At 67.5% G+C, this 21,298-nt stretch carries 22 protein-coding genes; 13 read left to right on the top strand and 9 right to left on the bottom strand.

Annotation, left to right across the window (positions count from 1 at the left end; translation table 11 throughout):
* Positions 1-86: 86 nt before the first annotated feature.
* From WS57_RS24635 to WS57_RS24615, 5 genes are read right to left on the bottom strand one after another with little or no spacing between them, the layout of a single operon-like run.
* Positions 87-1,127 (bottom strand): zinc-dependent alcohol dehydrogenase family protein, encoded by a 1,041-nt coding sequence (locus WS57_RS24635; protein ID WP_009693635.1) that lies wholly within the window; start codon positions 1,125-1,127, stop codon positions 87-89.
* Positions 1,124-2,155, bottom strand: coding sequence for a bifunctional enoyl-CoA hydratase/phosphate acetyltransferase (locus tag WS57_RS24630; protein WP_059514548.1), 1,032 nt, complete (start codon positions 2,153-2,155; stop codon positions 1,124-1,126). The genes WS57_RS24635 and WS57_RS24630 overlap by 4 nt, the downstream gene beginning before the upstream one ends.
* Positions 2,152-3,975: a PHA/PHB synthase family protein gene (locus WS57_RS24625; RefSeq protein ID WP_009690641.1), complete on the bottom strand. Its 1,824-nt coding sequence runs from the start codon at positions 3,973-3,975 to the stop codon at positions 2,152-2,154. Before WS57_RS24625 ends, WS57_RS24630 begins: the two co-directional genes overlap by 4 nt.
* Positions 3,972-4,718: a beta-ketoacyl-ACP reductase gene (locus WS57_RS24620; protein ID WP_009690640.1), complete on the bottom strand. Its 747-nt coding sequence runs from the start codon at positions 4,716-4,718 to the stop codon at positions 3,972-3,974. The genes WS57_RS24625 and WS57_RS24620 overlap by 4 nt, the downstream gene beginning before the upstream one ends.
* The gene (locus tag WS57_RS24615) at positions 4,708-5,238 is read right to left on the bottom strand and encodes a hypothetical protein (RefSeq protein ID WP_009690639.1); all 531 of its coding nucleotides are present in this window, start codon (positions 5,236-5,238) and stop codon (positions 4,708-4,710) included. The genes WS57_RS24620 and WS57_RS24615 overlap by 11 nt, the downstream gene beginning before the upstream one ends.
* 190 nt (positions 5,239-5,428) lie before the next feature.
* Between WS57_RS24615 and WS57_RS24610 the strand changes: the two genes are divergently transcribed.
* From WS57_RS24610 to WS57_RS24595, 4 genes are all read left to right on the top strand, one after another.
* The gene (locus tag WS57_RS24610; RefSeq protein WP_009690638.1) at positions 5,429-6,268 is read left to right on the top strand and encodes a universal stress protein; all 840 of its coding nucleotides are present in this window, start codon (positions 5,429-5,431) and stop codon (positions 6,266-6,268) included.
* A gap of 8 nt (positions 6,269-6,276) precedes the next feature.
* Positions 6,277-7,476: an acetate/propionate family kinase gene (locus tag WS57_RS24605; protein WP_059514546.1), complete on the top strand. Its 1,200-nt coding sequence runs from the start codon at positions 6,277-6,279 to the stop codon at positions 7,474-7,476.
* Between the two features lie 69 nt (positions 7,477-7,545).
* Complete coding sequence (locus WS57_RS24600; protein ID WP_009690636.1) at positions 7,546-8,049, top strand: universal stress protein; 504 nt, start codon at positions 7,546-7,548, stop codon at positions 8,047-8,049.
* Complete coding sequence (locus tag WS57_RS24595; protein ID WP_009690635.1) at positions 8,046-8,879, top strand: universal stress protein; 834 nt, start codon at positions 8,046-8,048, stop codon at positions 8,877-8,879. Before WS57_RS24600 ends, WS57_RS24595 begins: the two co-directional genes overlap by 4 nt.
* A gap of 48 nt (positions 8,880-8,927) precedes the next feature.
* Here WS57_RS24595 and WS57_RS24590 read toward each other — a convergent pair whose 3' ends face one another.
* Positions 8,928-9,398, bottom strand: a complete 471-nt coding sequence (locus WS57_RS24590) for a universal stress protein (protein ID WP_009690634.1) — start codon at positions 9,396-9,398, stop codon at positions 8,928-8,930.
* A 247-nt stretch (positions 9,399-9,645) separates the two neighbouring features.
* Between WS57_RS24590 and WS57_RS24585 the strand changes: the two genes are divergently transcribed.
* The 3 genes from WS57_RS24585 to fnr all read left to right on the top strand — a co-directional run bounded on the left by WS57_RS24585 (position 9,646) and on the right by fnr (position 13,480).
* Positions 9,646-11,640 (top strand): PAS domain S-box protein, encoded by a 1,995-nt coding sequence (locus WS57_RS24585; protein WP_059514583.1) that lies wholly within the window; start codon positions 9,646-9,648, stop codon positions 11,638-11,640.
* Positions 11,637-12,284 (top strand): response regulator transcription factor, encoded by a 648-nt coding sequence (locus WS57_RS24580; RefSeq protein WP_009690631.1) that lies wholly within the window; start codon positions 11,637-11,639, stop codon positions 12,282-12,284. The genes WS57_RS24585 and WS57_RS24580 overlap by 4 nt, the downstream gene beginning before the upstream one ends.
* Positions 12,285-12,706: 422 nt before the next feature.
* Positions 12,707-13,480, top strand: a complete 774-nt coding sequence (gene fnr, locus WS57_RS24575; RefSeq protein WP_009690630.1) for a fumarate/nitrate reduction transcriptional regulator Fnr — start codon at positions 12,707-12,709, stop codon at positions 13,478-13,480.
* A 25-nt stretch (positions 13,481-13,505) separates the two neighbouring features.
* On the opposite strand, the gene WS57_RS24570 is transcribed toward fnr, so the two are convergent.
* Positions 13,506-14,495, bottom strand: a complete 990-nt coding sequence (locus WS57_RS24570; protein WP_059514542.1) for a zinc-dependent alcohol dehydrogenase family protein — start codon at positions 14,493-14,495, stop codon at positions 13,506-13,508.
* 173 nt (positions 14,496-14,668) lie between these two features.
* On the opposite strand from WS57_RS24570, the gene WS57_RS24565 reads away from it, so the two are divergent.
* The 5 genes from WS57_RS24565 (at position 14,669) to WS57_RS24545 (ending at position 19,362) form a co-directional block, all read left to right on the top strand.
* Positions 14,669-15,676, top strand: a complete 1,008-nt coding sequence (locus WS57_RS24565; RefSeq protein WP_009690627.1) for an Acg family FMN-binding oxidoreductase — start codon at positions 14,669-14,671, stop codon at positions 15,674-15,676.
* A gap of 19 nt (positions 15,677-15,695) precedes the next feature.
* Positions 15,696-16,031: a c-type cytochrome gene (locus tag WS57_RS24560; protein WP_009690626.1), complete on the top strand. Its 336-nt coding sequence runs from the start codon at positions 15,696-15,698 to the stop codon at positions 16,029-16,031.
* Positions 16,032-16,053: 22 nt separating this feature from the next.
* Positions 16,054-17,082, top strand: coding sequence for an LOG family protein (locus tag WS57_RS24555; RefSeq protein ID WP_069244940.1), 1,029 nt, complete (start codon positions 16,054-16,056; stop codon positions 17,080-17,082).
* Between the two features lie 171 nt (positions 17,083-17,253).
* A complete protein-coding gene (locus WS57_RS24550) occupies positions 17,254-17,463 on the top strand; it encodes a hypothetical protein (protein WP_420481042.1) in 210 nt (69 codons plus the stop codon).
* Between the two features lie 132 nt (positions 17,464-17,595).
* The gene (locus tag WS57_RS24545) at positions 17,596-19,362 is read left to right on the top strand and encodes a SulP family inorganic anion transporter (RefSeq protein ID WP_059514536.1); all 1,767 of its coding nucleotides are present in this window, start codon (positions 17,596-17,598) and stop codon (positions 19,360-19,362) included.
* 93 nt (positions 19,363-19,455) lie between these two features.
* On the opposite strand, the gene WS57_RS24540 is transcribed toward WS57_RS24545, so the two are convergent.
* Both WS57_RS24540 and WS57_RS24535 read right to left on the bottom strand, forming a co-directional pair.
* Positions 19,456-19,695, bottom strand: a complete 240-nt coding sequence (locus WS57_RS24540; RefSeq protein WP_009690622.1) for a hypothetical protein — start codon at positions 19,693-19,695, stop codon at positions 19,456-19,458.
* Between the two features lie 48 nt (positions 19,696-19,743).
* Positions 19,744-20,394, bottom strand: a complete 651-nt coding sequence (locus tag WS57_RS24535; protein WP_009690621.1) for a BON domain-containing protein — start codon at positions 20,392-20,394, stop codon at positions 19,744-19,746.
* 231 nt (positions 20,395-20,625) lie between these two features.
* Between WS57_RS24535 and WS57_RS24530 the strand changes: the two genes are divergently transcribed.
* Entirely contained in the window at positions 20,626-21,291 is a 666-nt protein-coding gene (locus tag WS57_RS24530; RefSeq protein ID WP_059514534.1) for a nitroreductase family protein, read from the top strand.
* Positions 21,292-21,298: the final 7 nt, after the last annotated feature.

The raw sequence follows: 21,298 nt of genomic DNA, 5'->3' as shown, positions 1-21,298 counted from the left end.
CGGCGATTCGCCGGCGAAACGCCCGCTGCGCGTCACGGGAAGCGCAGACGCGGCTTCGCCGGCCCCCGTCACGCGCGCGGCGGCAATCAGCCGACTCCGATGATGACCTTCAACGCATGGGTTTGCGCGGCGCGCCCGAACGTGTCGTAAGCGCGCTCCACGTCGTCGAGCGAGAACCGGTGCGTGATCAGACGGGCCGGATCGAGGCGCCCGGCGCCGACGGTCTTGAGCAGCATCGGCGTGCTGACCGTGTCGACGAGCCGCGTCGTGATCGCGATGTTGCGATCCCACAGCTTCTCGAGGTGCAGGTCGGCCTTGATGCCGTGCACGCCGACGTTCGCGACAACCCCGCCGGGCGCCACGAGCGACGTGCACATCTCGAACGTCGCCGGAATGCCGACCGCTTCGATAGCGCAATCCACGCCGACGCCGTCGGTCAGCTTCATCACGTCCGCCACCGGGTCGCCGTCGCGCCCGTCGAAGCAGTCGGTCGCGCCGAAGCGCCGCGCGATGTCGAGGCGGTTGCTGTCCGGATCGATCATGACGATCCGCGCGGGCGAATAGAACTGCGCGGTCAGCAACGCGGCCAACCCGATCGGCCCTGCCCCGACGATCGCGACCGAGCAGCCCGGCTGCACCTTGCCGTTCAGCACGCCGCATTCGAATCCGGTCGGCAGGATGTCGGACAGCATCACGAGCGCGTCCTCGTCCGCGCCGGCCGGAATGCGGTACAGGCTGGTCGGCGCGTGCGGGATGCGCACGAACTCGGCCTGCGTGCCGTCGATCCGGTTGCCGAGTATCCAGCCGCCGGTCGTGCAATGCGAATACAGCCCGCGGCGGCAATACTCGCAGCGGCCGCACGACGAGATGCACGAAATCAGCACGTGGTCGCCCGGTTTCAGCGAATCGACCGCGGCGCCCACCTGCTCGACGATGCCCACGCCTTCGTGGCCGAGAATGCGGCCCGGTTCGCAGGTCGGGACGTCGCCCTTGAGGATGTGCAGATCGGTGCCGCAGATCGTCGTGCGCGTCACGCGGACGATCGCATCGGTGGGCGACTGCAGTGCCGGTTTGGGCCGCTCTTCGAGCGCCTTGCGCCCAGGGCCGTGGTAAACAAGTGCTTTCATCGCTGTTCCTCCATCGAAAGGGGGGCCTGTTCAGGAATTGGAGCGGCGCCACGCCGTGCCTGTGCCAGCAACACCGCGAGCGCACAGGAGGCGACGCGCACGGCGACGCCGTCGGCGCGGCTCGTGAGCACGATCGGCACGCGCGCACCCACGACGACGCCCGCATTCGCGGCACCGCCCAGGTATTCGAGCTGTTTCGCGAGCATGTTGCCCGCTTCGATATCGGGCACGACGAGGATGTCGGCACGGCCGGCAACCGGCGAATCGATGCCCTTCTCGCGCGCGGCCCGCTGCGATATCGCGTTGTCGAACGCGAGCGGGCCGTCGACGATCGCGCCCGTGATCTGCCCGCGCCCGGCCATCTTCGCCAGTGCCGCCGCGTCGAGCGTCGAGCGCATCGCCGGATTCACGGTCTCGACCGCGCACAGCACCGCCACGCGCGGGCACGCGACGCCCAGCGCATGCGCGACGTCGATCGCGTTCTGCGTGATCGATGCCTTCCGGGCCAGATCCGGAGCGATATTGACGGCCGCGTCGGTCAGCAGGAACGGGCGCGGATACGCGGGCGCCTCGATCAGGAAACAGTGAGACATGCGCTTGTCGGTGCGCAGGCCCGATTCCGCGGCGACGACCGCGCCCATCAACTCGTCGGTGTGCAGGCTGCCCTTCATCAGCGCGCCGGCGCGGCCCGACGCCGCGAGCGTCACCGCGCGGGCCGCCGCCGCGTGGCTGTGCGGCACGTCCTCGATCGTCCATTTCGCCAGATCGACGCCGGCCTCGTCCGCCACGCGCGACACCTTCGCCCGCGGCGCCACGATCAGCGGCTCGATCACCGCGCCCAGCGGCGACGCATCGATCGCGGCCAGCGCGACGAGGCTGGCCGGGTCGCACGGATGCACGACGGCCACCGTCAGCGGCGGCGCATGGCGCGCACGCGCGATGAGCTCGGGCAGTGCGCCGTCCGCGCGCGGCAACAGGCCGGGCAGGCATGCGCCGGCGGACACGTCCGGATGCAGGTTCATGTTCATGTCTCGAGCACGTAGGTGCCGGGGGCCGCGCCGAAGCCGGCGGCCGGCACGCGGGCCGACACGTCGCCCGACGAATGCGCGCGCAGCCAGTCGCGCCAGCATGTCCACCACGATCCGTCGACGGCCGGCGTTTCGCGCACGAAGTCGTGCCGGCTGCGGTAAGGCGCGCCGGGCTCGCGCGTCGCGCAGCGATAGTGGCGCCCGGGGTGCCCGGGCTCGGACACGATGCCGGCATTGTGGCCGCCGGAAGTCAGCACGAACGTCAGCGCGTGGTGCGTCAGCAGATGCAGCTTGTAGACGGAGCGCCAGGGCGACACGTGATCGCGTTCGGTCCCGACCACGAACGTCGGCACGTCGATGTCCGACAGCGCGACCGGCCGCCCGTCGACGCTGTAGCGGCCGGCCGCGAGATCGTTGTCGAGGAAGAGCCGCGTCAGGTATTCCGTGTGCATCCGGTACGGCATGCGCGTGGTGTCCTCGTTCCACGACATCAGGTCGTTCGGCTTGGTGCGCGTGCCGAGCAGGTATTCGCTCATCATGCGCGACCAGATCAGGTCGCGCGCGTTCAGCAGCTGGAATGCGGCGGACATCTGCGCGCCGTCCAGATAGCCCTGCCGCCACATCAGCGCATCGAGCGCGGACAGTTCGCTCGCGTCGATGAACAGGCCGAGTTCGCCCGGTTCGCTGAAATCGGTCTGCGCGGCCAGCAACGTGACCGAGCGCAATGCGTCGTGCTGCCGCCCGTCGCCCGCGAGCGCCGCCGCGCCGATCGCCAGCAGCGTGCCGCCGAGGCAGTAGCCGACCGCGTGGACGGCTGCGCCGCAGATCGACAGGACGGCATCGAGCGCCGCCATGCAGCCGTCGTGCAGATAATCGTCGAGCCCGAGATCGCGCGCCTCCGCGCCCGGATTGCGCCAGGACACGGCAAACACCGTGTAGCCGGCATCGACCAGGAAGCGGATCAGCGAATCGTGCGGCTGCAAATCGAGGATGTAGTACTTCATGATCCACGACGGCACGATCAGGATCGGCTCGCGTGCCACGGCGGGTGTCGTCGGATCGTATTGCAGCAGCTCGCACAGCGCGTTGCGCCATACGACGCGGCCCGGCGTGATCGCCACGTCGCGCCCCGGCAGATAGCTGCGCGTGTCGCGGGCGCGCGTGCCGCTCGTGCGATCGAGCAATGCGCTCGCATCGTCCAACCAGTGGCGCAAGCCTGCCGCGAGATTCGCGCCGCCGCTGCGCATTGTCGCGGCGAGCACGACCGGGTTGGTCGGCAGGAAATTGCCCGGCGAGCACGCGTCGAGCCACTGTCGCGCGGCGAATCCGACTAGCTCCTCGTGATGGCGCTCGACGCCGGGCACGCCGCGCGTCGCGTCGCGCCACCAGCGCTGGATCGACAGGAAGCCGTCGCGATACGCGCAAAACGGCCATCCGGACCACGCGGGCGCGGCGAAGCGCGGATCGGCATGCCCGGCGTGCACGGCCAGGCCGCGCGTATCGGCGTCGTCGGCGGTGGCGCTCTCGCCCCGGCTTGCGGCCGGCGCGAGAGCGGCCAGCCACGCCTGCGTCGCGAGTTCGTAGCATTTTCCGGGCGACACGGCCAGATGCGCGCCCCAGTCGAGCATGGCCAGCGCCATCGACACGGGCGACAGCCCGAAGGTCATCGCGGCCACGTTCGCATGCGCGGCGCGGTTCCATTGTTCGGCGGGCGACGTGCGGGCCGGCGTGCATTCGGCCGCGCGCGACGCCGGCTCGTTCGTACCCGTTGGCCGCATCGATTCGTGCTCGATCGGCAAGCGCGTGACGGATGCCTTCATCGCATGTGCATGCCGCCGTTCACGTCGAATTCCGCGCCGGTCGCGAACGCTCCCGCGTCGGAACAGAGGAACGCGACGAGTTCGGCGATCTCGCCGGGATTGCCCAGGCGGCCGACCGGAATCTGCGGCAGGATCTTCGTGTCGAGCACGTCCTTCGGCACCGTCTCGAGCATCGCGGTCGCCAGGTAGCCGGGCGCCACCGTATTGACCGTGATGCCGTGGCGCGCGAGTTCGAGCGCCAGCGCCTTCGTGAAGCCATGGATGCCTGCCTTCGCGGCCGCGTAATTCGCCTGCCCGTATGCGCCGCGCGAACCGTTCACCGAGCCGATGTTCACGATCCGCCCGAAGCCGGCCTCGATCATCCCCGGCACGACCGGCTTCGTCATGTTGAAGATGCCGTCGAGGTTGGTGCGCAGCACCGCGTCCCACATGCTCTTGGTCATCTTCACGAAGGTGGCATCGTGCGTGATCCCGGCATTGTTGACGAGCACGTCGACACGGCCGAACTCGGCCAGCAAGCGCGACGCGCAATGCTGGCACGAATCGTAGTCGGCGACGTCGACCTCGAACGCGTGGAACGTCCTGCCCGCCTCGCGTTCGTGCGTGAGCCACGTCGCGACGTGGTCGTTGCCTTCCGTATGCGACACCGCCACCGTCATGCCGGCATCGTGCAGGCGCCGGCCGATCGCGGCGCCCAGGCCGCCCATTCCGCCCGTGACGAACGCGACGCGATCAGCGCACATGGTCGTTCTCCGGTGCGCCGGCCGTGCCGTTCAGGCGGCGCACGGCAAGCGGCGCCCCGTCGTTCGCGTCCTCGATTCCGCGCTCCAGCGCCGTCATCCAGTCTGCCCACGGCATGCTGGCTTCGTTGACCACAGCCAGTCGTTCCAGATCGGGCAACCAGTCGGTCTGATAGCGCGACAGCGCGCCCGCGCCGTATTCGCGCGCCCAGGTGCGCCATGCGCTGGCGCTCTCGAATTGCGAGCGCATGCACAGCTCAGTGGCGTCCTGCCAGAGCGCGACGCTCGCGACCGCGTAGTCACGCATCACCTGCCGGCCCGCCTCGCCGAAGGCCGTCCACTCGTTCGTGTCCGCAAGCGCCTGCTGCAGCCGGCGAACGGCGTCGCGGTCGCGTTCGATGCGCCGCCCTGCCAGCGCATGCCACTCATGCTGCCAGTCGCGGTTCAGCGCGACCATGCGCAGCGCGAGATCGCAGCCCGCGCGGCAAACGTCGTTCGGTGTCGTCAAAGCGTACGTACTCATCGGCTTTCCTCTTTCGATCCGGTCAATGGGTTTGCATCCCGCCTCGCGCCGCCTGCCCGGGATCGGCATCGCGACCGCTTCACTGTGCGGGCATCGCGCAAGGGAGCCGTTGATCTGAGTCAAGTGCGCGAAAACCCTGCTCCGTAGACTGGATTGCACTGGCGGCTACCCCGTCGATGGAGCGATTCCGATGAGCTACAAGAGCATAGTCGTGCACCTCGATTCGAGCGCCCGCGCGCATTCGCGGCTCGAATTCGCGTTGCATCTCGCCCGGCGCTTCGATGCGCACCTGACCGGTCTGTATGCGGTCTACACACCGGAACCGAATTCGTTCTACGTGATGGCCGGCTCTGCCGATTACTTCCGCGAGCACCGCGAACAGCGCGACGAACGGCGCGCCGCGCTGGAGCGCCTGTTCCATGCGGAGACGGCCCGCGCGAAAGTGGCGGCCGCATGGGTACGCGCCGACGATCGCGCGAACCTGGCCGTGCCGCGCGCCGCACGCCTGGCCGATCTCGTGATCGCGGGCCAGAACGATTCGAACGATCCCGAGACCTTCATCGACGACCAGTTTCCGGAAAACCTCGTGCTGTCCGCCGGTCGGCCGGTGTTGTTCATGCCGTACACCGGCGAGTTCCCGTCGATCGGCGAACGCGTGTTCGTCGCGTGGGACGGCAGCCGGGAAGCGGCCCGCGCCGCGCACGATGCGATTCCCTTTCTCGAACACGCGAGGCGCACGACGATCGCCGCCGTGATCGACGGCGATTCGGAAGCGGCCGCCACGCGCATTCCGGCCGCCGATGCCGCGCTGATGCTGGCGCGCCACGCACGCGACGTGAACGTGCTCGATATCGACGCGGGCGCCGGCTCGGCGGTCGGCGACACGCTGCTGTCGCGCGCCTACGAAACCGGCTCCGACCTGCTCGTGATGGGCGCCTACGGGCATTCGCGCTGGCGTGAACTGGTGATGGGCGGCGCCACGCGCACGGTGCTGGCGTCGATGACGCTGCCGGTGCTGATGTCGCACTGAGCCGGCCGATGCGTACGCTCGCATTGCTCGTCGTCAACGCCGGTTCGTCGAGCGTCAAGTTCTCGATCTTCGCGTATCCGCCGCACGGCGATCCAGCCCGGCGGCCGTTGCACGACGGCGAGGCGGTCGCGGCCGGCAACGGCGTGTCGATCCGCTTCGACGCCGATCCGGAGGGTTCGCTGCCGCTCGTCAACGGCGATCCCTACCGCGCCGTGCTCGCGCAGATCGCGATGTGGATCCGCGTGAAGCTGCCGCACGTGACGCTGGGCGCGATCGCGCACCGCGTCGTGCACGGCGGCGCGCGATACGGGGAGCCGGTGGTCGTCGACGACGACGTGCTGGCCGCGCTGCGCACGCTGACGCCGCTGGCGCCGTTGCATCAGCCGCACAGCCTGGATGCGATCGACGCGCTGCGCGACGCGTTTCCGGACGTCCCGCAGATTGCCGTGTTCGACACGGCGTTTCATCGCACGCTGCCGCGCGTCGAGCAGCTGTTGCCATTGCCGCGCGCGTGGTTCGACCAAGGCGTGCGCCGCTACGGGTTCCATGGTCTGTCGTACGAATACCTGTCCGTCGCGCTCGCCGAATCGTTCGGCGCGCGTGCGCATGGCCGCGTGATCGCCGCCCATCTCGGCAGCGGCGCGAGCCTGTGCGCGCTGCGCGACGGCCGCAGCGTCGCGACGACCATGGGCTTCTCCGCGCTCGATGGATTGATGATGAGCACCCGCTGCGGGACGCTCGACCCCGGCGTCGTCCTGCACCTGCTCGAGGCCGGCAGGCTGTCCGGCGACGCACTGGGACACATGCTGTATCACGAGTCGGGGCTCAAGGGCCTGTCGGGGGCATCCGGCGATCCGCGCGTGCTGCTCGCATGCGAGGCGGCCGGAGACGAGCCGGCACGCGACGCGCTGGCGCTGTACGTTCATCGCATCGTGCGCGAGACGGGCGCACTGACCGCGCTGCTCGGCGGCCTCGACATGCTGGTCTTCACGGCCGGCATCGGCGAACACTCGGCACCATTGCGCGAGCAGATCTGCGCGGCGCTCCGCTGGCTCGGCATCGCGCTCGACGCGCGCGCAAATGCCGAGCATGCGCATGTCGTGTCGTCCACGTCGAGCGCGGTTACGGTGGTCGTCGAGCCGACCAACGAAGCGTGGGTGGCGGCGCGCGCCGCGGTGCGCGTGCTGCGCGACAACCGCGACGCTTGATCCAGATCAGCGCGACCGACGCGCACGCGCCGATGATAATTGCATCAACATCCGGTGAAGGGAAAGGTCATGTACTCGAACATTTTGGTTGCGCTCGACGGCAGCGAAACGTCGTCCCGCGCGCTCGACGCCGCGCTGAACCTCGCGTCGGAGACGGGTGCGAGGCTGACCCCGGTCTACGTCGTCGATTTCCTCGTGCCGGCCTACGACACCTACGGATACGACCCATCGATTCTGATTGACGCATTCCGCGAAGAAGGCCTGCGCATCACCGAGGATGCGGCGAGGCGCATGAAGGCGCGCGATGTGGCCGGCACACCGCAGATTTCCAACGTCGCGCCGGCGGGTGAAGACGTCGCGCAACGCATCGTCGGTCTCGCCGGCGAGATCAATGCCGACCTGATCATGATGGGCACGCACGGCCGGCGCGGTATCCAGCGCATTTTCCTCGGTAGCGTGGCCGAACGCGTGTTGCGTCTGGCCACCTGCCCGGTCCTGATGATTCCGGCGCGCTGCGCGGGGAAGGTGTCTGCCGAGTCCACCGCGGCATCGACCGAAAAGGAGCCGTCATGAGCTACAAGACCCTGCTCGTCCATCTCGATGACAGCGAGCGCTGTACGACGCGCGTCGATCTCGCGCTCGAACTCGCGGGACGCTGGAACGCCCATCTGATCGGCCTCTACGTGATCTGCCAAGACCTGTTCGAGCCGTTACGGCGACCCAACGAACCGCTGAAGCTGGCAGTCTACGAGCGTCTGTGCGACCAGCGACGCAAGGAAGCGGAAGAAAAATTCCTGATCGCCGCCGAACGCGCCGGACGCAGCGTCGAATGGCAGGCGCCGGCCGGCAACGCGACCGAGGCCGCGATCCTGCATGCGCGCCACGCAGATCTGCTGGTGCTCGGTCAGGAGAACCCCGACGACCGCATGACCTACGTAGCTCCCCATTTCATCGAGGACGTCGTGATGGGCAGCGGACGTCCGGCACTCGTCGTGCCCTATGCGGGCGACGTGCGAACGCTCGGTGAGAACGTGTTGATCGGTTGGGACGGCGGCCGAGAAGCCGCCCGCGCGATGGCCGACGCGCTGCCGCTACTCACCCGCGCGCGCTTCGTCAACGTCGAGACAGTCACCCGCGGGCAACCCGATCCGGACAAGACGCCGGCGGGGGTCGACGTCGCCGCGTATCTCGAACGGCACGGCGTTCGCGCGTCGTTCTCGACCACGCCGCGCGAACGGTCAGTCAGCGTGGGCGCGACGCTGCTGAACCGGGTGACCGACCTGCATTCGGATCTGTTGGTGATGGGCCTGTACAGCCATGCGCGGATGCATGAACGCGTGCTGGGCGGCGCGACGCGTACGATCCTCGAGACGATGACCGTGCCAGTCCTGCTGTCTCATTGACGAACCGAAAACGGGCCGCCGCCCGCGGCTGCCCGCCCCTCGTGCCCGTCACAGCACGCCGGCGCACGCGCCTGGCCCTTCCCGCACGACCAGCACCGGCCGGTCCGCGATGCGCACAAGCGATTCGGCAACGCTGCCGAGCAACGCGCGGTGCACGCCGCGCCTGCCGTGCGTGCCAATCACGATCAGATCCGCATCGCATTCGGCCGCGGCTCGCGCTAGCACGTCAGATATGTCCTCCCCACAGGCGTCGATCATTTGCGCGATGCCGCGTACGCCCGACAGCTGGAACGCGTTTTCTGCGTCCGAGACCGCGATCGCGGCCTTGTCCGCGTCCAGCCCGGCCCGGTCGCGCTGGTCGATATAACCGCTGTCGACGTCGGCCGGCGGCGGCGCATCCGATACCACGCACATGGCGATGACCAGGCTGCCCGACTCGCGCGCGAGCGCAATCGCCTCGTCGAGCGCGAGCCGCGCACTGCGGCTGCCGTCAAGTGCCGCAAAGATCTTATGGTACATGGTGCCTCCCTGCTTTCGTTCGGGCTCGACCGGTTCGTGAAACCAGTCTGATCCCGGCGGGCGCCTTTCCGTTGATACGGGTCAAGCACGCACGGCACCGCCCGTACGCGTCGGTCCCGATTGGCGAACGTCGGTAAACCGCGCACAATTCGGCGCGATATCGCAGTTGCGGCCCGCCCCGCTGTTCGTGCCTCGCGTCCGGCCTGCCGCCAGCCAGCCACCGACGAAATTCGTCAGGATGAACGGCATGACAACGAATTCGCCCCCTTTCAGGGCTGGGCCGGCATCGCACCGGATCCGGCCCGCGCGATTTGCAGCCAAGGCCGCGCTGCTGACGCTAGCGCTTGGCCTGACTGCAACGTTTGCGGCCTCCCGGATACTGCAGAACGAGGCACGAAAAGCCGCCCGGGAGAGGTTCGAGCAAACCGCGACACTGGCGACGGCCGACCTTCAGCGCACGCTCCTCGGCGCGGCTGCCGTATTGCGCAGCGCGCGCGGCTTCGCGTCGAACTTGCCCGCACCGCCTTCCGGGGCCGCTTGGCGCCGCTATCTCGCCAGTCTGAATCTGGACGGATTGCAGTCGCCGGTCCGCAGCCTCGGGAGAATAGAGCCGAGCGCGGCCGAGGACAATCAGGCGACCCTGCAGGCGCTGCAGCGCGCGGGGGAAACCGGCAGGGTCGCACTCACCGCGAATGCGATCCAGGACAGCACCGATGCGACGATCGCTCGGACGGAGCTGACGCTGTACCTGCCGATTTATGCGAACGCTGAAGACGTTGTTCTGTCCGTGCCGCGGCACACAACGGCCACCGGGTACGTTTTTGCCGCGCTGAATGCGGATCGCCTCATCGATTCGTCTGTTCTCGATCGATTGCACGTGGAAATCACGGCCGACAATCCGGGCGCGCCGGTGTATTCCGGCGGCTTCGGCGCCGGCGACTCCACCGCCGCCCGCGACATGCTCCTGCGTACCGATTCCCTAACGTTCGGCGGCACGCCGCTCTCGCTACGCTACAGCGCGCCGCGCACCGACACGTCCGGTGTCATGATGGCCGTCCTGCTGCCCGGCACCGTACTCTCGCTGACGCTGGCCGGGCTCGTGCAGCAGGTCGTCGCGAAGCGAGGGCTCGCCGGTACACCCACTGGCGACAGTCAACCCACCGAGGCGCGGATGATGGGCATCATCCGGTCGTCGATGGAGGCCATCATCACCGTCGACGAAAACCAGACGATCGTGATCTTCAACCCGGCCGCCGAACATGTGTTCGGCGTCTCCGCGATGGAGGCGGTCGGCGCGCCGCTGTCCCGCTTCATCCCCGAGCGCTTCCGCACCGCGCACGCGCAACACGTCGAGCAATTCGGCGTGACGGGCGTGTCGGAGCGCCAGATGGGTCGGCAACGCGTGCTGTTCGGTTTGCGCGGCAACGGCACCGAATTTCCGATCGAGGCATCGATCTCGCAGATTCGCGACAGCACCGGCAAGCTGTATACGGTGATGCTGCGCGACGTGACCGAGCGGGTTCGTGCGGAGAACGCGCTCAAACAGTCGCGCGAGGAACTGCGCGACCTGTCCGCCAACCTGCAGAACGTGCGGGAAGAAGAGAAAACGCGCATCGCGCGCGAATTGCACGACGACCTCGGCCAGCAACTCACCGCGCTCAAGATGGACCTCTCGGTCGTCGAACTGGCGCTCGCGGGCGTCGTCGGCCCCGACTCCGGCGTGCGCGAGCAACTGGGCGGCATGCATCGCCTGATCGATTCGACCGTTGCGTCGGTGCGGCGCATCGCGGCCGATCTGCGACCGGTGATGCTCGACGATCTGGGCCTCGTTCCGGCGATCGAATGGCTTGCAAGCGATTTCGCGCGCCGCTACCGGATTACGGTCGATCGCGAGCTGCCGCCCGTCGATACTGCGTTCACCGGCACCGGCGCGACCACGCTGTTCCGCATCGTGCAGGAGGCGCTGACCAACGTCGCGCGACACTCGGACGCCACGAACGTGACGCTGGCATTGAAAGTGGAAGACGGATATTGCATGCTGCGCATAGCGGACGACGGTCACGGCGCGCCCGAGCACGCCGGCAACGTACAGGACCGCCCGTCGTTCGGCCTGATCGGTATCCGCGAGCGCGCCCACATGCTCGAGGGTACGGTGACGATAGACAACCGGCCGGACACGGGATTCACGATCACCGTGGCGCTGCCGCTTCATGCCATCCTGCAAGGAGAGGGGCTGTCATGATCAGGGTACTCATCGCCGACGACCATGCACTCGTCAGGGACGGCCTGCGGCACATCCTGCAGAGCGCGAGCGGTTTTGAGGTCGTCGGAGAAGCGCAGGACAGTGCATCGACGATCGCGCTCATGCGCGACACGGATGCCAACGTGTTGGTGCTCGACCTGTCGATGCCCGGCCGCAACGGTGTCGAACTCATCAAGCAGATCAGGGACGAGAAGCCGGGATTGCATATCCTCGTGCTGACGATGCATGCCGAACAGCAATATGCGGTGCGTGCATTCCGCGCGGGTGCCTCGGGCTACATGACCAAGGAAAGTGCCAGCGCCGAACTGGTCGCCGCATTGACCAAGATCGCTGCCGGCGGCGTCTACGTCAGCCTGGCCATGGCCGAGCAGTTCGCGCAGAGTCTGAACGAGCCGACCGACCTCCTGCCGCACCAGCGCCTGTCCGACCGCGAGTTCGACGTCTTCCGGCGCGTCACCACCGGCGAGTCGATTTCCGAAATCGCGCAGGCGCTCTGCGTCAGCGTGAAGACCGTCAGCACGTACAAGACGCGGATCCTCGAGAAGATGCAGTTGCCGAACGACACGGCACTCGTGCGCTACGCGATGCGCCACAAGCTGTTCGAGGACCCTGACGAGCTCTGACGGCGGCCTCGGGCGCGATCGCTTCCCCGTCCCGAAGCCCCGAAGCATCGGTGACAACGGCCCGGCCGGCGCGGCCGCATTGCGGCCGCCATGGGTGCCCGGCGCACGCGCGCGACATTCGCGACGAGTTGCCGAGCCCCTGTAGGAAACCTCCTACAAGACTTCCCTCTCACCTACCGCAACTTCAATCCCGGCTGATTTTCTTGACGTCACGCAACGTCCATACTGCACATCAAGAAAAACGAGCAAGCGCGACTTCCGGAGCAAAAGCAACATCGTCGTCGAGACCGGCGTATCGGTCTCCAGGCGCGTCCGGTGTGGCGTTCCTGACAGGAAGGCGGCAGGAACCACGGCCGCCGGTACAACGGCCAGCGCCCCCCGCCCGACGGCGAACCGCCGCTGCCCCCGAACTGGAGCCGATCATGCAGAGCAGTGCCGAAGTCTCGACGACCATGCCGTTACGCCCGTTCATCCCGCTTCATCCCGTCGAATCGGCGGATCGGCCCAAGCGCGCCGCGTCCCGCTGTTCGACGTGCGCGTTGCGGACCGTCTGCCTGCCGCCCGATCTTTCGCCGGACGATTTCGCGCGCGTCGACGCGATGATCTGCACGACGCGACACGTCAGGCGCGGCGAAACGCTGTTTCGCGCGGGCGACACATTCAATAGCATCTATGCGGTGAGAACCGGATCATTCAAGACCATCGTGATACATCGAGACGGCGACGAGCAGATCACCGGCTTCCAGATCGTCGGTGAATCGCTCGGGCTCGAGGGCGTGCACACCGGGCACCACAATGGCGACGCGATCGCGCTCGAGGACAGCACGGTCTGCATCATCCCGTTCGGCCAGCTCGAGCAGATGTGCCGCGAAGTGCGGCCGATGCAGCATCACGTCTATCAGATGATGAGCGGCGAGATCGTGCGCGAATCCTCCCAGATGCTGCTGCTCGGCACGATGAGCGCCGAGCAGCGTGTGGCCGCGTTCCTGCTGAATCTTTCCGCACGCTTCAAGGCACGCGGCTATTCAGCTGCGGAATTCGTGCTACGGATGACGCGCGACGAGATCGGCGAATATCTCGGGATGACGCTCGAGACTGTCAGCCGCATGCTGTCGAAGTTCCAGCGCAAGGGGCTGGTCGCGGCACAAGGCAAGCAGATCCGGATCGTGGATTCGGACGGTCTGCGGCAGATCTAATCGCACCGCGGGTCCGCCAAGTCGATCAACCGCGCATGACCAGCACGGCGGCGCCCGATACGCGGCCGCCGCGCAGGTCGTCGAGCGCGCGGTTCACGTCCGTCACCGCGTAGCGCACCGCCTCGACCCGCAGCGGCGTCGCGGCGGCGACCTGCATGAATTCGGCCGCGTCCGCGCGCGTCAGGTTGGCCACCGACGCGATACGGCGCTCGCCCCACAGCCACGCATACGGAAAGCTCGGGATGTCAGTCATGTGAATGCCGCCGCATACAACGATCCCGCCTTTGTCGACCGCGCGCAGCGCGGCCGGCACCATTGCGCCCACCGGCGCGAAAATCAGCGCGGCATCGAGCGGCTCCGGCGGCGCTTCGTCGCTGCCGCCAGCCCACGCGGCTCCCAGCGACAGCGCGAGCTGTTGCGCCGCTGTGTCGCCGGGTTTCGTCAGCGCGAACACCTTGCGCCCTTCGACATGCGCGACCTGCGCGACGAGATGGGCCGCCGCGCCGAAACCGTAGATGCCGATGCGGCGTGCGTCGCCCGCCATCCGCAAGGTTCGATAACCGATCAGGCCGGCGCACAGAAGCGGCGCCGCCTCCAGATCGGCATAGCGTTGCGGCAGATGCACGCAATACCGGTGATCTGCAGTCACGCGCTCGGCATAGCCGCCGTCGATCGTATAGCCGGTGAAACCGGGGTGGTCGCACAAGTTCTCGCGACCGGACGTGCAATACACGCAATGCCCACAGGTCGACCCTAGCCACGGAACGCCTACCCGGTCGCCCACGACGAAGCCCATCACGCCTTCGCCCAGCCGGCGCACCGTTCCGACGATTTCGTGACCCGGAATCAGCGGCAGCTTCGGGTGAGCGAGATCGCCGTCGACGACGTGCAGATCGGTCCGGCATACGCCGCATGCGTGTACGTCGATCAGCAACTGGCCCACCGCGGGCGACGGATCCGGCACGTTCGCTTGGCGCAAGTGTGGTGTCGTGCCGTCAAATATCATCGCAAACATACTCGCCTCCCTGCGCGACCAGTGTCGCGCGACTCACGTTCCAAGGCTAGCCCTCGGCCGGCGCGCGTGTCGGGCCTGCTGACAGGCGCTTGACGTGGGTCAACGCCCGCCGCGCGGTTACTGACACGATGAAGTGGCGTGATGCCGCCCGCGCGGCAATCTGGAGATGATCGATGATATCCGTTCCCCCGCTTGCCGCAAGCGCCCATCCTGACCATCAGTTGCGGGAGTTGCTGGGCTATGCGGTGCTGGCGCCGTCCAGCCATAACTCCCAGCCGTGGCGCTTCCTAGTCAACGGTGCGACGATTTCCGTGTGCGCGGACCGCGTTCGCGCGTTGCCCGTTGTCGATCCGTTCGATCGCGAACTCATAATCAGCTGCGGCGCTGCGTTGCTCAACCTGCGTGTCGCGCTCGATCACGCCGGGCTCGCCCACACGATCAGCACGTTTCCTTCCGAGGTTGATCCCGATCTGCTGGCGCTCGTTCGGATCTGCGACGACGGCTATTCCGATGCGTCTCTCGGCGCGCTGTTTGATGCAATTCCGGATCGCGTCACGACGCGTGCACCATTCGAATCGAAGGCCGTGCCGGACGATATCCAGCAAGAGTTGATCGCGGCCGGTGTCGCGGAAGGCGTCGACGTCGCGTGCGTCGACTCGATCGCGCATCGCGCACGCGTCGCCGAGCTGGTGGCAGAGGCCGACCGTCAGCAGTTCGCGGACCCGCGCTTCCGGCGCGAGCTGGCGAGCTGGATCGATCCGCGCCGGCACGTCGATGGCATGCCGGCATTCGCGGCCGGCGTGCCAACGTTGCTCGACTTCGCCGCACCCGTCGCGACGATGGCGGTACGAACCTTTGATCTGGGCAACGGGCTCGCCGCGCTGCATCACCAGCTCGTCGGCGCATCGCCGTTGATCATGTGCATCGCGACCGCGCGCGACGATCGCGAAGCGTGGCTCGCCGCCGGCCAGGCGCTGGAGCGCGTCCTGCTCGTCGCAACGCGGGCGGGCTATACAGCGTCGTATCTGAATCAACCGATCGAGACCGCCGGGCTGCGCGCCCATTTGTGCCACATGCTCGCGCTGCGCGGCGAGCCGCAGTTGCTGCTGCGCGTCGGACGCGGTCCGCATACGCCGCATTCGCCGCGTCGCCCGCTTGACGAAGTGGTCTCCTTCTCCTGATCCCGACAAGGAAATGAACATGAGGATCATCCGTGCCGCCGCCCTTTGCGCGATCGCTGTGACGGCCGGGATGGCCGCCGCGCAGACGTCCGTGCCCGAGCCGACTGAGCTCGTCAATGCGCAGCACTGCATGTTCTGCCATACGACGGACATGACGTTCCTCGGGCCGTCGTTTCACGAGATCGCCGAGCGCTATCGCGGCGATCCGCATGCCGCCGCGGCGCTGGAACGCAAGCTGCGCGTCGGCGGCCCCGTGCACTGGGGCGACACGCCGATGCCGTCGGCCATCGATCGCGGCGGGCCGTTGTCCGCCGACGACGCGCATCTGCTCGTGCAATGGGTGCTGAACCAGTGACCGCCGCGCGGCACTTCCGTTGATGTCATCCGCCCTCAAACGCGCTCGCGCCGGTACGGCAAAAGGCCGCGCACGCCTCCGTCCAGACCCCGCCGCGACGATCGCGAAAGCGCGCGGCAAGCGGCTACGCGCGAGGCACGTTGCCACCGTCCGCCAGGGAGACATCCAGCTCGTCTCACGCAGCGCGCGACGCGCCACCAAAAGCCCGAAACGCACGCCGGCCGACGAAGACGCAACCCTTCTGCAGGGTCCGGGCATGCGCGGCATCCGGCTGCAACTCGACTACTGGAAAGCCGAGGAGCGCCTGCAGAACGAACAGATCGGCCATGCGGTCGTTATCTACGGTAGCACGCGTATCGTCGCGCCGCCGGTTGCCAACTCGCGGCTGGACGAAGCGAATCGCCTGCTCGCCCGGCGTCCGCACGACGCGAGCCGGCAGCGCGCCGTCGCGATCGCCAGCCGGCTGGTCGAACAGAGCGTGTACTACCGCGTCGCGCGCGAGTTCGGGCGTATCGTCGCCCATGCCGACCGGTGCACGCGCACCGCGCGGCTGGCCATTGTGACCGGCGGCGGCCCCGGCATAATGGAAGCCGCCAACCGCGGCGCCTACGAGCGCGGCGCCCCGAGCATCGGCTTCAATATCGAGCTGCCGCGCGAACAGGCGCCGAATCCGTACATCACGCCGGATCTCTGCTTCCGGTTCCACTATTTCGCGATCCGCAAGCTGCACCTACTCGAGCGCGCGAAAGCGGCCGTATTCTTCCCCGGCGGCTACGGCACGTTCGACGAGCTGTTCGAGGTGCTGACGCTGCTGCAGACGCGCAAGATCGCGCCGCTGCCGGTCATCCTCGTCGGCGAGGCGTACTGGCGCCGCGCGGTCGACCTGGCGTTTCTCGCGGACGAAGGGATGATCGACCGGCGCGATCTGGAACTGTTCACGTATTGCGAATCCGCCGCGGCAATCTGGCACGCGATCGGAAGCTGGTATGCGCGGCGCCGGGAACGCGCGCCGGCACGCTGCAAGGCGTCGCCGAAACCACGCGCCGTGTAGGAATCCGCCCACGAAGCGTGCGTGATTCCTACCGCGACTTCGGGACCGACTGATTGAATCGCGGACGCACCGCAGCGATACTGAACCATGGATACCGGCGACCGGCGCACCGATCGCACAACAGCCAGGAGAAACGTCATGTCACACGCCGACTATCGTTCCGACTTGGGGATGAGGGCCGCCACATCCGACACGTCCGAAACGTCCGGCACAGCCGCGCTCGACACGCCCACACTTGTCGCACTCGCACAAGACGCCGGCATGCTGGTGATACTTGACGGGCAGATCGGGCGCGAGCGATACGAAAGCGTGACGGGATCGATCGCCACGCTGGCCCGCTTCGCGCAGGCGCTGCAGCTTTCCACGCTCAAGGTGGCGTGATGCCCGCCGGCGTGGCGTCGAGCCTCGGCATCCATCGCTGTGCGGTTTCACGCGTCTATTCGGAGGCGGCCACATACCGATGAGCGACTGCCTAACGGGGCAAGGCAAGCCTGTCGCCCCGCCCTTTCCGCGATGAACCGCCCGTTATCCGGACGAATCGGCCGCATGCTCCCAGGCGTCGCGCTGCTCGCGAACTATCGGCATGCGTGGCTTTCGCACGACCTTTACGCCGGGATCGCGCTTTCGGCCGTCCTAGTGCCGGTCGGCATGAGCTATGCGCAAGCAGCCGGGCTGCCGGCCATCACAGGCCTCTATGCGTCGATGGCTGCATTGCTCGCGTACGCGCTGCTCGGCCCGAGCCGGATCCTCGTTCTCGGCCCGGATTCCGCGCTGGCGGCGCTGATCGCGAGCGCCATCGCGCCGTTCGCCGCACATGACCCGCAGCGCGCGATCGCGCTGTCCGGCGCGCTAGCGCTGTCGGCCGGCGCGATCTGCATCCTGCTCGGTGCGCTCGGTCTCGGCTTCATCACTGATCTGCTGTCGCGCCCGATCCAGTACGGTTATCTGAACGGCATCGCCATCGCGCTCGTGGTCGGGCGGCTGCCCGAACTTTTCGGCATGCCATTATCGGGCAGCGACGTGCTTTCCAGCCTGACGCGCATCGTTCACGCCGTCGTCAACGGCCGCTTTTCCATCGCTGCCGGTCTGCTCGGCGTCGCAGTGCTGACGGCCATCTTCCTGATCAAACTCGTGACGCCGCGCTGGCCCGCAATATTGATCGCCGTGCTGGCAGCAACGCTCTTCGCTCGCCTGTCGCCGTTGCACGGCGTCGCGACGGTCGGCGCGTTGCCGGTCGGCATGCCTGTCCCGCACCTGCCGGCCGTCTCGCTGCCCGACGTGTGCGCGCTCGCGTCTGGCGCGATCGCGGTGGCGCTGGTATCGTTCGCCGACATCAGCATGCTGTCGCGCGCACTTTCCGCTCGGGCGGGCGATGCGCCGGACCGCAACCAGGAGCTGATCGCACTGGGCGCGGCCAATCTGCTGGCCGGCGTGACCCAGGGCTGCGCGGTCAGCAGCAGTGCGTCCCGCACACCGGTCGCGATCGCCGCGGGCGGGCAAAGCCAGGTCACGAATGTCGTCGCGGCCGCGTGCATCGCGATCCTGCTTATTGCCGCACCGATGCTCCTCACGTTTGTCCCGCGCACCGCGCTGGCCGCTGTCGTGATCTATGCGGCCTTCGGCATCGCAGATTTCCGTAGCGTCGTGCGGCTGTACCGGATGCGCCGCAGCGAATTCCTGATCTCGATGCTGTGCTTCGCCGGCGTGATCGGCGTGGGCGTCGTACCCGGGGTTCTGCTCGCCAGCGCGCTGTCGCTGCTATCGTTCGTTTGGCGGGCCTGGCATCCGTACGACGCAGTGCTGGGCCGGCTGACGGGCGTGCGCGGCTATCACGACGTCGCGCGTCATCCCGACGCCGCGCAAACGCCGGGGCTCTTGCTGTTCCGCTGGGATGCCCCGCTTTTCTATGCGAACGTCGAGATATTCTGCGAGCATCTGGACGCCGCGATCGCGCAAGCGACAAGCCCGGTTACGCGCATCGTAGTCGCCGCAGAGCCAGTCACCGACATCGACGTCAGCGCCGCGGATCGGCTCGTGGCGCTGCACGACGAACTCGAGGAACGCGGCATTACGATGAATTTCGCTGAGATGAAGGGGCCGGTGAAGGATCGTCTGCGCGCCTACGGGCTGTTCGACGTGTTCGGCGCAGCGAGCTTCTTTCCGACTGTAACCGATGCCGTCGCCCGGCATGTTCGGCGACCGGAACGACATGCGCGTTCCTGCAAAAAAAAGCGCGCGCAGCGCCGGCGCGTGTCGCACAAGACGCGCTTGGCGCGCTAGACGAGCGTGGCGCGAATCGGTGCGGCGCGCGCTGCATCGCGCGACCGGATCGGCGCCTTCGCCGACGCGTCCCGCCCTGCGAGGCGGGCCGATTCATATCGTGAAGGTGTTCGACTTCTTCATCTCGGCCCAAGTCATCCCGGCTCGCAACCCCTCGATCGCGGCTTCTCGCTCGGTTGCATGAATCCCACTATGCGCGAACGTCCGCTCGCAACCGCCGTCCGGCGATTTGAGGGTGACGTGAATCCGGCAGCGGAAGCCGCCGGATTCGGCCACGACCGTCTCGATCGCGACCGACCAGTCCGCTTCGTGAAGTTCACCCGAAAGTGTCATTTGACTGCCCTCCTTGATCTCCGTGGACTGCTCATCCGGCTACCGACCTTACTCGACCACCAGATCGTCGACGACGGCGCGCACGCCGCGCGCGGACCACGCGGCCCCGCGCACGGCCTTGCGTTCGGAGAACGAGCCGACTTTTCCGGACAGCCGCACGGTGCCGTCGTGCACGTCGATCGCGATATGCTTAGCCTCGCGCTCCGCGTGGCGCATGATCGCGCGTTTGATGTTTCCGCCGATGTCGTCCGAACCGACCGTCCCCTGTACCGTGATGTGGTCGGTCACGCCCGTCACGCTGCGCATCTGCGAGATCGCGCGCACGGCCAGGTGGCTCTGGTATGCCCAGTCGACCTTGCCGGACAACGTGATCCAGCCGCGTTCGACCTGCACCTTGACCGCGTCGTCATGTAGACCGACCGTCCAGTGCAGCACCGAGCGTACCGCCTTCGCGACGTCCTCGTCGGTGCGCACGTCGTGGTCCGGCAGATGCACGGTCATGTCCACGACGAGCGCCTTGACACCGGCCACGCGGTTCGCCGCGCGCTCGATCGCCAGCTTCTCCGCGTAGCTCGGCGGGTGCCCCGAAAGCGTCACGATCCGGTCGGCCACCTCGACACCGATACGGGTCGAATCGATCGACGGGTCTGACTCCAGTTCGTCCTGGACATCCTGCTTCAACTGCTTGTCGGTTTTCATCGTCTGCTCTCCTGTGAGCCGCGGCGTGCCTGTCCGCCGCACGCAGTCAGATTTGCACACGCGCGGCGCCCGATCGCTGATGCAGGTCAACGGATACCCCCTCGCCACACGTCGTGGCCGGCCGGTGCGCCGCTTGACGGAAGTCAAGCCGATACGGCTGCGCCGGCTTATCGTGAAATCGCCGATGCGCGACGTTCCAGGCACGCGCAATCACGCTTCAAGGAGACTCGAATGACCGAACAGCAGATGTTGGCCTATTCGCCGGCACCCGTGATGCAGCCGGCGTCGCCCGAGGGCGAGTCGCCGGCGATCGTTGACCTGCCGCGCCCGATGCTCGACAACTACGTGCCGCTGATGACGGCGCTCGCGACCCGAATGAGTTCCCGCGAATTCGCTGCCACACCGCTCCCGCCGGCGACGCTCGGCACGATGCTGTGGGCGGCGGACGGCATCAACCGCCCGGCGAGCGGCGGTCGTACCGCGCCGTCCGCACATGCATTCAATGAAATCGACATCTACGTCGCGCTGCCGTATGGCGTCTATCGTTACGACGCGCCCGCGCATCGGCTCGTACTGAAGCACGCGGTCGATGCACGCAACCTGACCGGCTATCAGGACTTCGTCGGCCGCGCGCCGCTGGATCTCGTCTACGTCGTCCGGACGGCCGCGATACTCGACATGCCGCCGCAGCAACGCGGCGTGTTCTCGGCGATCGCGGCCGGCGCCATCGCACAGAACGTCTCGCTTTACTGCGCGGCGGCCGGCCTCGGAACGGTCGTGCGCGGCTGGATCAATCACCGCACGCTCGCCGACGCGCTGCGGCTGAACGAGGACGAGCTGCCGATCCTCGCGCAGACGGTCGGCTACCGAACCGGCAGTACGGCATCGCATGCGTGAGGGCAGA

This window comes from Burkholderia pseudomultivorans (assembly GCF_001718415.1).
GTDB classification, from domain to species: Bacteria; Pseudomonadota; Gammaproteobacteria; order Burkholderiales; family Burkholderiaceae; genus Burkholderia; species Burkholderia pseudomultivorans_A.
Note: the sequence above shows the minus strand (reverse complement) of the source record. Positions and strands in the feature narration are given on the sequence as shown.